This window comes from Pseudomonas pisciculturae, from assembly GCF_015461805.1.
In the GTDB taxonomy this organism is placed as follows: Bacteria; Pseudomonadota; Gammaproteobacteria; order Pseudomonadales; family Pseudomonadaceae; genus Aquipseudomonas; species Aquipseudomonas pisciculturae.
On sequence record NZ_JACVZE010000002.1, the window covers coordinates 453760 to 466634 of the forward strand.

Consider the following 12875-nt stretch of genomic DNA (forward strand, 5'->3'; position numbering starts at 1 on the left):
GCACCTCGGTGTGTCAGTCACACCGCGGCGATGCTATCGCAGGCAAGCCAGCTCCCACACAAGCCCCCTCCCACATTTTGACCTGCGGTGTTACTTACAGCTTGATCCAGGTCGATTTCAGCTCGGTGTACTTGTCGAACGCATGCAGCGACTTGTCGCGGCCATTGCCCGACTGCTTGAAGCCACCAAACGGCGCGGTCATGTCGCCACCGTCGTACTGGTTGACCCACACGCTACCGGCGCGTAGGGCCTTGGCAGTCAGGTGCGCCTTGGAGATATCCGCCGTCCACACCGCTGCGGCCAAGCCGTAGATGGTGTCGTTGGCGATAGCGATGGCTTCTTCGGCGCTGTCGAAGGCGATCACCGACAAGACAGGGCCAAAAATCTCTTCCTGGGCGATCTTCATGGCGTTGGTCACGCCGTCGAAAATCGTCGGCTCAACGTAGGTACCGCCGGTTTCTTCCAGCGTGCGCTTGCCGCCCGCCACCAACTTGGCGCCGCCTGCGTGACCGGCTTCGATGTAGGACAGCACCGTGTTCATTTGCTGGGTGTCCACCAATGCACCGACGTTGGTGGCCGGGTCCAGTGGGTTGCCTGGCTTCCAGCCCTTGAGGGCTTCGATCACCAACGGCAGGAATTTATCCTTGATCGAGCGCTCCACCAGCAGACGCGAACCGGCGGTGCAAACTTCGCCCTGGTTGAAAGCAATTGCGCCGGCAGCGGACTCGGCAGCGGCTTGCAGGTCCGGCGCATCGGCAAACACGATGTTTGGGCTTTTGCCGCCAGCTTCCAGCCATACACGCTTCATGTTCGACTCGCCGGAGCGGATCAACAGCTGCTTGGCGATCTTGGTCGAACCGGTAAACACCAGGGTGTCGACGTCCATATGCAGCGCCAGCGCGTTGCCCACGGTATGGCCGTAGCCCGGCAGCACGTTGAACACGCCTTTTGGAATACCGGCTTCAACCGCCAGGGCAGCGATGCGGATGGCGGTCAGCGGGGATTTTTCGGACGGCTTGAGGATCACCGAGTTACCGGTCGACAGCGCAGGCCCCAGCTTCCAGCAGGCCATCATCAGCGGGAAGTTCCACGGCACGATGGCCGCTACAACGCCGACGGGCTCGCGGGTTACCAAACCCAACTGATCGTGCGGAGTCGCTGCGACTTCGTCGTAGATCTTGTCGATGGCCTCGCCACTCCAGCTCAAGGCATTGGCGGCACCGGCTACGTCAACATTGAGGGAATCGCTGATCGGCTTGCCCATGTCCAGGGTTTCGAGCAGCGCCAACTCTTCGGCATTGGCCTTGAGCAACGCGGCGAAACGGATCATGGCGGACTTGCGCTTGGCCGGCGCCAGGCGCGACCAGACACCGGAATTGAACGTGGCACGGGCGTTTTCCACGGCGCGCTGAGCGTCGGCGGCGTCGCAGCTGGCAACCTTGCCCAGCAAGCGGCCATCGACCGGGCTGATGCATTCGAAGGTGTCGCCGGAAGCCGCGGCGGTGTATTCGCCGTTGATGTAGGCGCGGCCTTCGACCTTCAGATCCTTGGCGCGTTGTTCCCAGTCGGCACGGGTCAGGGTGGTCATGCGAGTGTCCTCCTCTTATTGAATACAAGGGCCAGGCGATGTCCCCCGGCAGCCTCAAAGAATACTTGCCCGGCCAGCCTGCTTCGGCTCAAGGCAGTTGCCACCCTAAACCAGCCGCTGGGGGTGTTTCAATATATTTGACATAACGCCGGCAAACGCCCTTGCGATGTTCATTTTAATAAACATAGACTTTGGGCACTCCAACCCCAGGCCAGACGGGACACGCACATGAGCATCCAGGACATCGTCGACTTCAGCCAAACCAACACCGCCCCCGAGCGCTACCGCCCCGCGGCGGAAAAAATCCTCAAGGGCGACCCGGAGCAAACGATCTACAACCACTACAACAGCCCGTGCGGCCAAATGAGCGCCGGGGTGTGGGAAGGTGAAGTCGGGCACTGGAAGGTCAACTACACCGAACACGAGTACTGCGAGATTGTGCAGGGTGTTTCTGTGCTGCGCGATGTTGAGGGCAACGCCAAGACCTTGCGTGCTGGCGATCGCTTCGTCATCCCCGCCGGCTTCAGTGGCACCTGGGAAGTGCTGGAGCCGTGCCGCAAGATCTATGTGGTGTTCGAACAGAAGGCCTGATCAGCAAATCACAGGCAAAAAAAAGCCCGACTCGTGAGAGACGGGCTTTTTTTCACAAGGAGGAAAATCAATTACTTGATTTTGCCTTCTTTGTAGATCACGTGCTTGCGAACGCGCGGGTCGAACATTTTCTTTTCGAGCTTGTCCGGGGTAGTACGCTTGTTCTTGTCGGTAGTGTAGAAGTGACCAGTACCGGCGCTAGAGATCATTCGAATCAATTCACGCATGATAGAGCTCCTTAGATCTTGCCAGCGGCACGGATTTCGGCCAGCACGACAGTGATGCCACGCTTGTCGATGATGCGCATGCCTTTAGCAGATACACGCAGGCGAACAAAACGTTTCTCTTCTTCAACCCAGAAGCGGTGATGCTGCAGGTTCGGCAGGAAACGACGACGGGTTTTGTTATTTGCGTGGGAAATGTTATTCCCAGTCACCGGACCCTTACCGGTAACTTGACAGACTCTCGACATGCCTCAGCCCTCTAAAACCACATGCCCAACCCGGCATGGGTTGGCCGCTTAATCTCTCAGTCATTTGGCGCCAGGCGCCGCGTTTCTTTAGGGTCTTACCGGCTACACCTACAAGCGAAGGAACCGGGCCCCTAGAAAAGAGCGCTGCTTTATACCAGAAAGACCCCAGTGCAACAACAGCCCGTGTGTTTTTACCGCAGTAAATCTCGGCAAAACACGTCTGAGCCGTTGCCAGGAGGGGCCGCTGTAACAGCTGACCGCTCGTCGCACAGAATGATTTTCAGCGCCCGCACACACCGTGAAGTGCTTGGTGAAACGCGCTGAGGCGCCATCAAAACAGCATTTGAGGCAAAAGCACAGGCAAAAATGGGCTAGTCATTTATCAATCTGAGCACTACGGTAGGACTTTTCCAGACTGCACTCGCAGATGGGCCTTCGATCTGCAAAGGAAACCGAACATGCGCCTCGCTGCCCTACCGCTGTTGCTCGCCCCTTTATTTGTCGCGCCGCTGGCCTCTGCCGCCACCAACCTGAGCGTCTGCACCGAGGCCAGCCCCGAAGGGTTCGATGTGGTGCAATACAACTCGCTGACCACCACCAACGCTTCGGCCGATGTGCTGATGAACCGCTTGGTGGAGTACGACGCAGCCAGCGCCAAACTGGTGCCAAGCCTGGCGGACAGCTGGGAGGTTTCGCCGGACGGCCTGACCTACACCTTCAAGCTGCACCCGGATGTGAAATTCCATCGCACCGACTATTTCACCCCAAGCCGCAGCCTGACCGCCGAAGATGTACGCTTCAGCTTCGAACGCATGCTCGACCCGGCCAACCCGTGGCACAAGATCGCCCAGAGCGGTTTCCCCCACGCTCAGTCCCTACAATTGCCGACACTGGTCAAGAAGATCGACGCCCTCGACCCGCTGACCGTGCGTTTCACCCTGGATCACGCCGACTCCACCTTCCTGGCCGCCCTGAGCATGGGCTTTGCGTCGATCTACCCGGCCGAATACGCTGACAAACTGCTCAAGGCCGGCACGCCCGAGAAGCTCAACAGCCAACCCATCGGCACCGGGCCGTTCGTTTTCGTGCGCTTCCAGAAAGACGCCGTGGTGCGCTACAAGGCCAACCCGGACTACTTCGCCGGTAAACCGGCTGTGGATAACTTGATCTTCGCCATCACGCCGGATGCCAACGTGCGCCTGCAGAAATTGCACCGCAATGAATGCCAGATCGCCCTGTCGCCCAAGCCTCTGGATGTGGGCGAAGCCGAAAAAGACGCGGCACTCAAGGTCGAGAAAACCGCCGCTTTCATGACCGCCTTCGTGGCGATTAACAGCCAGCATCCACCTCTGGACAAGCCCGAAGTACGCCAGGCGATCAACCTGGCGTTCGACAAGGCCAGCTACCTCAAGGCCGTGTTTGAAGGCACTGCCGAAGCCGCCAATGGCCCTTACCCGCCCAATACCTGGAGCTACGCCAAGGACTTGCCGGGTTATCCACAGGACCTGGCCAAAGCTAAAGCCCTGCTGGACCGCGCCGGGTTCAAGGAAGGCTTCAAGACCACGATTTGGACACGCCCCACCGGCAGCCTGCTGAACCCCAACCCCAACCTCGGCGCGCAATTGCTGCAAGCAGACTTGGCCAAAATCGGCATCCAGGCCGAGATCCGTGTGATCGAGTGGGGCGAGCTGATCCGCCGCGCCAAGGCCGGCGAGCACGACCTGCTGTTCATGGGCTGGGCCGGCGACAACGGCGACCCGGATAACTTCCTGACCCCGCAGTTCTCTTGCGCGGCGGTGAAGTCTGGCACCAACTTCGCCCGCTACTGCGACCCCGCTCTGGACAAGCTGATCAGTGCCGGCAAGACCACCAGCGAACAAGGGGTGCGCAGCAAGCTGTATCAACAGGCCCAGGCGCAGATCCAACAGCAGGCCTTGTGGCTGCCGCTGGCGCACCCGACGGCGTTCGCACTGGCCCGCAAGAATGTCGAGGGTTACCAGGTGAGCCCGTTCGGGCGCCAGGACTTCTCGAAGGTCAGCGTCAAGCCCTGAGCACCTGCCCCGCCCCATTGGGGCGGGGTTACATCCACCCATATTCGGCCATCGATAACGGGTCACCATCGCCTACGATGATGTGGTCCAGCACCCGCACATCCACTACTTCCAGGGCTTTTTGCAGCACTTTGGTCAACCGTCGATCAGCAGCGCTGGGCTCCACACTCCCGGAAGGATGGTTGTGGCACAGAATCAACGCCGCCGCGTTGTACGCCAAGGCGCGCTTGACCACTTGTCGGGGGTACACCACTGCACCGTCGATGGTGCCCTGGAACAAAGCCTCAAACCCCAACACCCGATGCTTGGAGTCGAGAAACAGGCAGCCGAATATCTCATGGGGCTCATGCCGCAATAGCGCCTTGAGGTAATCACGCACGGCGACTGGGCTTTCCAGCACCGAATCAACACGCAAGCGCTCGGCCATATGGCGCCGAGACATTTCCAGCACCGCCTGCAACTGGGCAAACTTTGCCGGGCCCAACCCCAGATGCTGGCTGAATACCGCCTCGCTGGCCTCCAGCAACGGCCGCAAACCACCAAATTGCGCCAGCAGATGGCGCGCCAGGTCTACCGCGCTCCTGCCGGTAACCCCTGTACGCAGGAAGATCGCCAGCAGTTCGGCGTCGGACAGACTCGCCGCGCCCCACTCCAACAACTTTTCCCGTGGTCGCTCTGCCGCCGGCCAATCGCGAATACTCATGCCATCTCCCTGTGTATGTGCGCCGCTGTGGCCTGGCAGACGCTGTGTTATCGTAGGCCCTCTTTTTTGCATGCGATTTCACCTGGGGAGGGGGCATCGCAGGCGTCACTGAACTGGCATCACTGAACTGGAAAGGCAAACCAATGCAGCGTCTGTATCGGAAACGCATCGTTCTCGGCGTCGGCGGCGGCATTGCCGCCTACAAGAGCGCAGAACTGGTTCGCAGGCTCCTGGACCAAGGCGCCGAAGTGCGCGTGGTCATGACCCGCGGCGGCAGTGAGTTCATCACGCCGCTGACCATGCAGGCCCTGTCCGGCCACCCGGTTCACCTGGACCTGCTGGACCCGGCGGCCGAAGCCGCCATGGGCCATATCGAGCTGGCCAAATGGGCCGACCTGGTATTGATCGCCCCGGCCACCGCCGACTTGATCGCCCGCCTCGCCCAAGGCATCGCCGATGACCTGCTGACCACCCTGGTACTGGCCACCGACGCCACCGTCGCCATCGCCCCGGCCATGAACCAGGCCATGTGGCGCGACCCGGCGACCCAGGCAAACACTCAACTGCTGCAAAGCCGTGGCCTCAAGGTGTTCGGCCCGGCATCCGGCAGCCAGGCCTGTGGCGACGTGGGCATGGGCCGCATGCTCGAAGCCACAGACCTGGCGCTGTGCGCCGCCGAGTGCTTCCAGCACCTGGCCCTCACCGGCAAACACGTGCTGATCACCGCCGGCCCGACCCAGGAAAACATCGACCCGGTGCGCTACATCACCAACCATAGCTCAGGCAAAATGGGCTTTGCCCTGGCAGAAGCTGCGGTTGAGGCAGGCGCACGCGTCACCTTGATCACCGGCCCGGTGCATTTGCCGACCCCGGATCGGGTCACGCGAATCGACGTAGTCAGCGCCCGCGACATGCTGGCGGCCTGCGAGGCGGCCATTCCGTGCGACCTGTTTATCGCCTCGGCTGCGGTTGCGGATTACCGCCCCGAAGTCGTTGCCCCGCAAAAGCTCAAGAAAGACCCTACAAGCGGCGACGGCCTGCTCCTGCAAATGGTGCGCAACCCAGACATCCTGGCCACCATCGCCACCCGCCCGGACCGTCCGTTCAGCGTCGGCTTTGCCGCAGAGACCGAGCACTTGCTGGACTACGCCGCACGCAAATTGAAAGACAAAAATCTCGACCTGATCGTTGCCAATGATGTCGCCAACCCGAGCATCGGCTTCAACAGCGAGGAAAACGCCTGCAGCGTGATCGACCGCGAGCTGCACGCCACCCTTTTCGCCCAGACCAGCAAGGGCAAGATTGCCCGCCAACTGATCTCTTTTATCGCCCAACGGCTGAACCAGGTTTAATTTCAATGCACGCTTTGCAAGCCAAGATCCTCGACCCCCGCATCGGCACCGATTTCCCACTGCCCGCCTACGCAACTCCTGGCTCTGCCGGCCTGGACCTGCGCGCCATGCTCAAGGAAGACACCGTCCTTGAACCGGGCCAGACCATCCTCATCCCAACCGGCTTGTCGATCTATGTGGGCGACCCCGGCCTGGCGGCGCTGATCCTGCCGCGCTCGGGCCTGGGCCACAAACACGGCATCGTGCTGGGCAACCTGGTAGGCCTGATCGACTCGGACTACCAGGGCGAGCTGATGGTGTCGTGCTGGAACCGTGGCCAGACCGCCTTCAACATCGCCATCGGCGAGCGCATCGCCCAGCTTGTGCTGGTGCCCGTGGTGCAGGCGCACTTCGAGCTGGTCGAGCAATTTGATGAAACACAACGCGGCGCAGGCGGTTTTGGGCATTCCGGCAGTCACTGACTAAGCTGAATCAGGCCGGGCACCCCAAGCCCGGCCCGACGCCCCCGCAAGGCTTTCAGGATGAAGAATGCGCGCACTTAACCAGCGGGATTTCCCCTGTGAAATCAATGTATTACGCCGAAGACAGCAGCGATCCACTGCTGCGATGGCACTTTTGCACTACGAACTCTGCGCTGAAAAAACCGTCATACCCTTCAGTTTGAGCCTGCCGGTCAGCCGCTTTACGGCCAGCCTTGCCCCTTTCAGATGGAGTTTCCCCCCGCGATGACTACCGCCGCCCGAGTAGCCCCGACATTCCCCGACAGCATCTTTCGCGCCTACGACATTCGTGGCGTGGTGCCCAAGACCCTGACCGCCGAAACTGCCTACTGGATTGGCCGCGCCATCGGCTCCCAGAGCCTGGCCCAGGGCGAGCCGAATGTATCGGTTGGCCGTGACGGCCGCTTGTCCGGCCCCGAGCTGGTCGAGCAACTGATCCAGGGCCTGGCCGACAGCGGCTGCCATGTCAGCGACGTGGGCCTGGTGCCGACGCCTGCGCTGTACTACGCCGCCAACGTGCTGGCCGGTAAGTCCGGGGTAATGCTCACCGGCAGCCATAACCCGTCGGACTACAACGGCTTCAAGATCGTCATCGCTGGCGACACCCTCGCCAACGAGCAGATCCAGGCCCTGCACACCCGCCTGAAGACCAACGACCTGACCAGCGGTAAAGGCAGCATTACCAAGGTCGACATCCTGCAACGCTACTCCGACGAGATTACCCGCGACGTCAAACTCGCCCGCCGCCTCAAAGTGGTGGTCGACTGCGGCAACGGCGCGGCCGGCGTCATCGCCCCGCAACTGCTCGAAGCCCTGAACTGCGAAGTGATCCCGCTGTTCTGCGAGGTCGACGGCAACTTCCCTAACCATCACCCGGACCCAGGCAAGCCGGAAAACCTGGTAGACCTGATCGCCAAGGTCAAGGAAACCGGGGCTGACGTGGGCCTGGCCTTCGATGGCGACGGTGACCGTGTTGGCGTTGTCACCGAGACCGGCGAGATCGTGTTCCCCGACCGCCTGCTGATGCTGTTCGCCCGCGACGTGGTGGCACGCAACCCCAACGCCGAGATCATCTTCGACGTGAAGTGCACGCGCCGCCTCACCCCGCTGATCAATGAGTACGGCGGCCGCCCGCTAATGTGGAAGACCGGTCACTCGTTGATCAAAAAGAAAATGAAGGAAACCGGCGCCCTGTTGGCCGGTGAAATGAGCGGCCACGTGTTCTTCAAGGAGCGCTGGTTCGGCTTTGACGACGGTATTTACAGCGCCGCTCGTCTGCTGGAGATCCTCAGCAAGGAAAAATCCACGGCGCAAGAGCTGTTTCAGACCTTCCCGAATGATATTTCTACGCCAGAGATCAATATCCATGTGACCGAGGAGAGCAAATTCAGCATCATTGACGCACTGCACGATGCGCAATGGGGCGAAGGCGCCGACCTGACCCTCATTGATGGTGTGCGAGTCGATTACGCCAAAGGCTGGGGCCTGGTTCGCGCGTCCAACACCACACCGGTGCTGGTGCTGCGTTTCGAGGCGGATACCGAGGCTGAGTTGCAGCGCATCAAGGACGTGTTCCACGCCCAGTTGAAACGTGTTGCCCCTGATCTCCAATTACCGTTCTGATTTTTTACCGGAGCCCTGAATGACCCTCGAACGCGAAGCCGCTGCCAACACCGCCAAGGTCCTTTCCGAAGCGTTGCCCTACATTCGACGCTACGTCGGCAAGACGCTGGTGATCAAATACGGCGGCAATGCCATGGAAAGCGAAGAGCTGAAAACCGGCTTTGCCCGCGACATCGTGTTGATGAAAGCCGTGGGGATCAACCCGGTGGTGGTACACGGTGGCGGCCCGCAGATCGGCGACCTGCTCAAGCGCTTGTCGATCGAGAGTCACTTCATCGATGGCATGCGCGTCACTGACGCGCAAACCATGGACGTGGTGGAGATGGTCCTCGGCGGCCAGGTAAACAAAGACATCGTCAACCTGATCAACCGCCACGGCGGCAGTGCCATCGGCCTGACCGGCAAGGACGCGGAGCTGATACGCGCGAAAAAACTGACAGTGACCCGTCAGACGCCGGAAATGACCCAGCCAGAAATCATCGATATCGGCCAGGTTGGCGAAGTGATCGGCATCAACACCGACCTGCTGAACCTGCTGGTCAAAGGTGATTTCATCCCGGTGATCGCGCCAATCGGCGTGGGCGCCAATGGCGAGTCCTACAACATCAATGCCGACCTGGTGGCTGGCAAGGTGGCCGAGGCGCTGAAGGCTGAAAAGCTGATGCTGCTGACCAACATTGCCGGCTTGATGGACAAGGAAGGCAAGGTACTGACCGGCCTGAGCACCCAACAAGTGGACGGGCTGATTGCCGACGGCACCATCTACGGTGGCATGCTGCCGAAGATCCGTTGCGCGCTGGAAGCGGTGCAAGGCGGCGTTGGCAGCTCGTTGATCATCGACGGCCGTGTACCGAACGCGGTATTGCTGGAAATCTTCACGGATACCGGCATGGGCACGTTGATCAGTAACCGCAAGCGTCCTTAATCGCTGCAAACGAAAAAGCCCCCGCTCAATTCAATTGAGCGGGGGCTTTTTAATGCGCACTTGAAAACACTGGAGACCCAAATGTGGGAGGGGGCTTGCCCCCGATTGCAGTGGATCAGTCAGTACATCTGTTACTGATACACCGCAATCGGGAGTAAGCCCCCTCCCACACAAGCCCTCTAACACCGATAGATCTGTGTCAGACGCCAAACTGCTCGCGATAAGCCCGAACAGCAGGCAAATGCTGCTTGAGCTGCGGGTCATCTTCCAGGAACTGCAACACCTGGTTCAACGACACGATGCTCACCACCGGAATGCCGAAATCACGCTCCACTTCCTGGATCGCCGACAACTCACCGTTGCCACGCTCCTGGCGGTTCAGCGCGATCAACACACCGGCAGCCTTGGCGCCGTCCTGGGAAGCGATGATCTGCATCACTTCACGAATCGCGGTGCCAGCAGTGATCACGTCGTCGATGATCAGCACATCGCCGGTGAGCGGCGCGCCCACCAGGCTGCCGCCTTCACCATGGGCCTTGGCCTCTTTACGATTGAAGCACCACGGCAGATCCCGCTCGTGATGTTCGGCCAGGGCCACTGCTGTCGCGGCCGCCAAAGGGATACCCTTGTAGGCTGGACCGAACAGCACATCGAAGGAAATACCACTTTCAACGATGGCTGCCGCGTAGAAACGACCCAGCTGAGCCAGGGCCGAACCCGAGTTGAACAAGCCAGCATTGAAGAAGTACGGGCTGGTGCGCCCGGACTTGAGGGTGAACTCACCGAAGCGCAAAACGCCGCGATCGATGGCAAAACGAATGAAATCGCGTTGATACGCCTGCATGAAAAAAGCCTCAGATACCACGGATTTAGCTAATTAGTTAGACGGCGTGTATCATACACGCACGCGATTTTTGGGGCCATTTATGCGGATCATCAGTGTGAACGTTAATGGTATTCAGGCTGCAGTCGAGCGTGGTTTGCTCAGTTGGCTGCAAGCCCAGAATGCCGACGTTATCTGCCTGCAGGATACCCGCGCCTCCGCCTTTGAACTGGACGACCCAGCCTTCCAACTGGATGGCTACTTCCTTTATGCCTGCGATGCCGAAGTGCCCACCCAAGGTGGCGTGGCTTTGTATTCGCGGTTGCAACCCAAGGCGGTCATCAGCGGCCTCGGCTTCGAGACAGCCGACCGCTACGGGCGCTACCTGCAAGCCGATTTCGATAAGGTCAGTATCGCGACCTTGCTGCTTCCTTCGGGGCAGAACGGCGATGAAGACTTGAACCAGAAGTTCAAGCTAATGGACGATTTCGCCCGTTACCTGGATAAACAGCGACGCAAACGTCGCGAGTACATTTACTGTGGCTCGCTCTACGTTGCGCAACAGAAGCTGGATATCAAAAACTGGCGTGACAGCCAGCAATCTCCGGGTTTCCTGGCGCCTGAACGGGCCTGGATGGACGAGATTGTCGGCAACATGGGCTATGTTGACGCCCTGCGCGAAGTAAGCCGCGAAGGCGACCAGTACAGCTGGTGGCCAGACAACGAACAGGCTGAGATGCTCAACCTGGGCTGGCGTTTCGACTACCAGTTGCTGACCCCAGGTCTGCGCCGGTTCGTTCGCAGCGCCCGCTTGCCGCGCCAACCGCGCTTCTCGCAGCACGCGCCGCTGATCGTGGACTACGACTGGACACTGACCATCTAAGGTCTTTTTCCAGGCACAAAAAAACCGACATCGCTGTCGGTTTTTTTGTGGGCGCTCATTATTTGACCAACCGCCAGGTCAAGGGGTATCGGTAGGCAGCCCCCTGGTTAGCCTTGATACCACCAATGATCGTCAACACAAGGGTGGCGATCACCAGCACGATCATCAAGAAAAACCCAATCACCGCGAATGCCAGCACCATGGAAGCGATCCAGGCAATGGCCACGGTGATCTGGAAGTTCAAGGCCTCCTTGCCCTGATCATCGATGAACGCATCTTTCTCTTTCTTGAGCTGCCACAGAATCAACGGCCCGATAACGCTGCCGAAGGGGAACACAAACCCCAGAAACGCCGCGAAGTGACACAACATCGCACCCTGGCGCGCTTCGTATGAAGGCGTAGGCACAGGCAATTGGCTGTCACTCATGGCGTTTCTCCTTGAAACCGGCTCAGTCAGCCAGTGCGGCGTTCTGCAGTTCGAAGATTTCGGTCATGCCCTTCTGAGCCAAGGCCAGCATGGCGTTCAGCTCGGCCGGCTGGAATGGCGCGCCTTCGGCGGTGCCCTGCACTTCGATGAAACCACCGGTGCTGGTCATCACCACGTTCAGGTCGGTCTCGGCGGCCGAGTCTTCCAGGTAGTCCAGGTCCAGCACAGGCTCGCCCTGGTACATGCCCACCGATACAGCAGCGATCATCTGCTTGAGCGGGTCGCCGCCTTTGAGGCCGCCGCGCTTCTTGATGACTTTGAGTGCGTCAACCAGGGCCACCATCGCGCCGGTAATGGATGCGGTGCGAGTGCCGCCGTCAGCCTGGATCACATCACAGTCGACGTACAGGGTCACGTCGCCCAGCTTGGACATGTCCAGCGCGGCGCGCAGCGAACGGCCGATCAGGCGCTGGATTTCCAGGGTACGCCCGCCTTGCTTGCCACGGCTGGCTTCACGCTGGTTACGCTCGCCGGTCGCACGCGGCAGCATGCCGTACTCGGCGGTCAACCAGCCTTGGCCCTGACCCTTGAGGAAACGCGGCACGCCGTTTTCAACACTGACGGTGCAGATAACCTTGGTATCGCCAAACTCGACCAGTACAGAACCCTCGGCGTGTTTGGTGTAGTTGCGGGTGATGCGGATCGAGCGGAGCTGATCGGCAACGCGACCACTTGGACGTTTCATAGGGGATACCTGTACTGAGGACGAAAAACTGCCGAGCATTATAGAGCCGTGAGCCGATTCGGGGCACTTCTAAAAATTCGGTTACGAATGGCCGGCCTATCGCCCATTGTTTGGGCGCGCTCGCCCCACTGCGCTACAATCCTGCGCCTTCTTAACCATCAGCCCGTGTTTACTGGGCTGCAACGCGAGGTA

13 protein-coding genes and 1 pseudogene are annotated in these 12875 nt (G+C 60.0%); 7 read left to right on the forward strand and 7 right to left on the reverse strand.

Annotation, left to right across the window (positions count from 1 at the left end; translation table 11 throughout):
* Positions 1-94: 94 nt before the first annotated feature.
* Positions 95-1588 carry an aldehyde dehydrogenase gene (locus ICY20_RS07790; RefSeq protein ID WP_194937245.1) on the reverse strand — a complete coding sequence of 498 codons (1494 nt, stop codon included), beginning with the start codon at positions 1586-1588 and terminating at the stop codon, positions 95-97.
* Between the two features lie 228 nt (positions 1589-1816).
* On the opposite strand from ICY20_RS07790, the gene ICY20_RS07795 reads away from it, so the two are divergent.
* Positions 1817-2179, forward strand: coding sequence for a cupin domain-containing protein (locus tag ICY20_RS07795; RefSeq protein WP_194937246.1), 363 nt, complete (start codon positions 1817-1819; stop codon positions 2177-2179).
* Between the two features lie 71 nt (positions 2180-2250).
* Here the strand turns inward: ICY20_RS07795 and rpmG are convergent, their stop codons facing one another.
* Positions 2251-2406 (reverse strand): 50S ribosomal protein L33, encoded by a 156-nt coding sequence (rpmG, locus tag ICY20_RS07800; protein ID WP_003176906.1) that lies wholly within the window; start codon positions 2404-2406, stop codon positions 2251-2253.
* Between the two features lie 11 nt (positions 2407-2417).
* Entirely contained in the window at positions 2418-2651 is a 234-nt protein-coding gene (gene rpmB, locus ICY20_RS07805) for a 50S ribosomal protein L28 (protein WP_003176907.1), read from the reverse strand.
* Positions 2652-3109: 458 nt separating this feature from the next.
* Between rpmB and ICY20_RS07810 the strand changes: the two genes are divergently transcribed.
* The gene (locus ICY20_RS07810; protein WP_194937247.1) at positions 3110-4702 is read left to right on the forward strand and encodes an ABC transporter substrate-binding protein; all 1593 of its coding nucleotides are present in this window, start codon (positions 3110-3112) and stop codon (positions 4700-4702) included.
* A 28-nt stretch (positions 4703-4730) separates the two neighbouring features.
* On the opposite strand, the gene radC is transcribed toward ICY20_RS07810, so the two are convergent.
* Complete coding sequence (radC, locus tag ICY20_RS07815) at positions 4731-5405, reverse strand: RadC family protein (protein WP_194937248.1); 675 nt, start codon at positions 5403-5405, stop codon at positions 4731-4733.
* A 143-nt stretch (positions 5406-5548) separates the two neighbouring features.
* Here radC and coaBC point away from each other — a divergent pair, with 143 nt between their 5' ends.
* The 4 genes and pseudogenes from coaBC (at position 5549) to argB (ending at position 9805) form a co-directional block, all read left to right on the forward strand.
* Positions 5549-6757, forward strand: a complete 1209-nt coding sequence (gene coaBC, locus ICY20_RS07820) for a bifunctional phosphopantothenoylcysteine decarboxylase/phosphopantothenate--cysteine ligase CoaBC (protein WP_015886530.1) — start codon at positions 5549-5551, stop codon at positions 6755-6757.
* Positions 6758-6762: 5 nt separating this feature from the next.
* Complete coding sequence (gene dut, locus ICY20_RS07825; protein WP_122485197.1) at positions 6763-7218, forward strand: dUTP diphosphatase; 456 nt, start codon at positions 6763-6765, stop codon at positions 7216-7218.
* 246 nt (positions 7219-7464) lie between these two features.
* A pseudogene (locus ICY20_RS07830) lies at positions 7465-8880 on the forward strand (phosphomannomutase/phosphoglucomutase); the annotation flags it as partial.
* A 19-nt stretch (positions 8881-8899) separates the two neighbouring features.
* Complete coding sequence (argB, locus tag ICY20_RS07835; RefSeq protein ID WP_159956384.1) at positions 8900-9805, forward strand: acetylglutamate kinase; 906 nt, start codon at positions 8900-8902, stop codon at positions 9803-9805.
* Positions 9806-10004: 199 nt separating this feature from the next.
* On the opposite strand, the gene pyrE is transcribed toward argB, so the two are convergent.
* Positions 10005-10649, reverse strand: coding sequence for an orotate phosphoribosyltransferase (pyrE, locus tag ICY20_RS07840; RefSeq protein WP_122485199.1), 645 nt, complete (start codon positions 10647-10649; stop codon positions 10005-10007).
* A gap of 82 nt (positions 10650-10731) precedes the next feature.
* Here pyrE and ICY20_RS07845 point away from each other — a divergent pair, with 82 nt between their 5' ends.
* Positions 10732-11511 (forward strand): exodeoxyribonuclease III, encoded by a 780-nt coding sequence (locus ICY20_RS07845; RefSeq protein ID WP_003195493.1) that lies wholly within the window; start codon positions 10732-10734, stop codon positions 11509-11511.
* A 58-nt stretch (positions 11512-11569) separates the two neighbouring features.
* Here ICY20_RS07845 and ICY20_RS07850 read toward each other — a convergent pair whose 3' ends face one another.
* Both ICY20_RS07850 and rph read right to left on the reverse strand, forming a co-directional pair.
* Complete coding sequence (locus ICY20_RS07850) at positions 11570-11938, reverse strand: DUF4870 domain-containing protein (protein ID WP_194937250.1); 369 nt, start codon at positions 11936-11938, stop codon at positions 11570-11572.
* A gap of 22 nt (positions 11939-11960) precedes the next feature.
* Complete coding sequence (gene rph / locus ICY20_RS07855; RefSeq protein ID WP_017735760.1) at positions 11961-12683, reverse strand: ribonuclease PH; 723 nt, start codon at positions 12681-12683, stop codon at positions 11961-11963.
* Positions 12684-12875: the final 192 nt, after the last annotated feature.

What these genes read in the sequence shown, in the direction of transcription:
- ICY20_RS07790 (WP_194937245.1), bottom strand. Translation starts at nt 1,588, where the DNA reads ATGACCACCCTGACCCGTGCCGACTGGGAACAACGCGCCAAGGATCTG.
- ICY20_RS07795 (WP_194937246.1), top strand. Translation starts at nt 1,817, where the DNA reads ATGAGCATCCAGGACATCGTCGACTTCAGCCAAACCAACACCGCCCCC.
- rpmG (WP_003176906.1), bottom strand. Translation starts at nt 2,406, where the DNA reads ATGCGTGAATTGATTCGAATGATCTCTAGCGCCGGTACTGGTCACTTC.
- rpmB (WP_003176907.1), bottom strand. Translation starts at nt 2,651, where the DNA reads ATGTCGAGAGTCTGTCAAGTTACCGGTAAGGGTCCGGTGACTGGGAAT.
- ICY20_RS07810 (WP_194937247.1), top strand. Translation starts at nt 3,110, where the DNA reads ATGCGCCTCGCTGCCCTACCGCTGTTGCTCGCCCCTTTATTTGTCGCG.
- radC (WP_194937248.1), bottom strand. Translation starts at nt 5,405, where the DNA reads ATGAGTATTCGCGATTGGCCGGCGGCAGAGCGACCACGGGAAAAGTTG.
- coaBC (WP_015886530.1), top strand. Translation starts at nt 5,549, where the DNA reads ATGCAGCGTCTGTATCGGAAACGCATCGTTCTCGGCGTCGGCGGCGGC.
- dut (WP_122485197.1), top strand. Translation starts at nt 6,763, where the DNA reads ATGCACGCTTTGCAAGCCAAGATCCTCGACCCCCGCATCGGCACCGAT.
- argB (WP_159956384.1), top strand. Translation starts at nt 8,900, where the DNA reads ATGACCCTCGAACGCGAAGCCGCTGCCAACACCGCCAAGGTCCTTTCC.
- pyrE (WP_122485199.1), bottom strand. Translation starts at nt 10,649, where the DNA reads ATGCAGGCGTATCAACGCGATTTCATTCGTTTTGCCATCGATCGCGGC.
- ICY20_RS07845 (WP_003195493.1), top strand. Translation starts at nt 10,732, where the DNA reads ATGCGGATCATCAGTGTGAACGTTAATGGTATTCAGGCTGCAGTCGAG.
- ICY20_RS07850 (WP_194937250.1), bottom strand. Translation starts at nt 11,938, where the DNA reads ATGAGTGACAGCCAATTGCCTGTGCCTACGCCTTCATACGAAGCGCGC.
- rph (WP_017735760.1), bottom strand. Translation starts at nt 12,683, where the DNA reads ATGAAACGTCCAAGTGGTCGCGTTGCCGATCAGCTCCGCTCGATCCGC.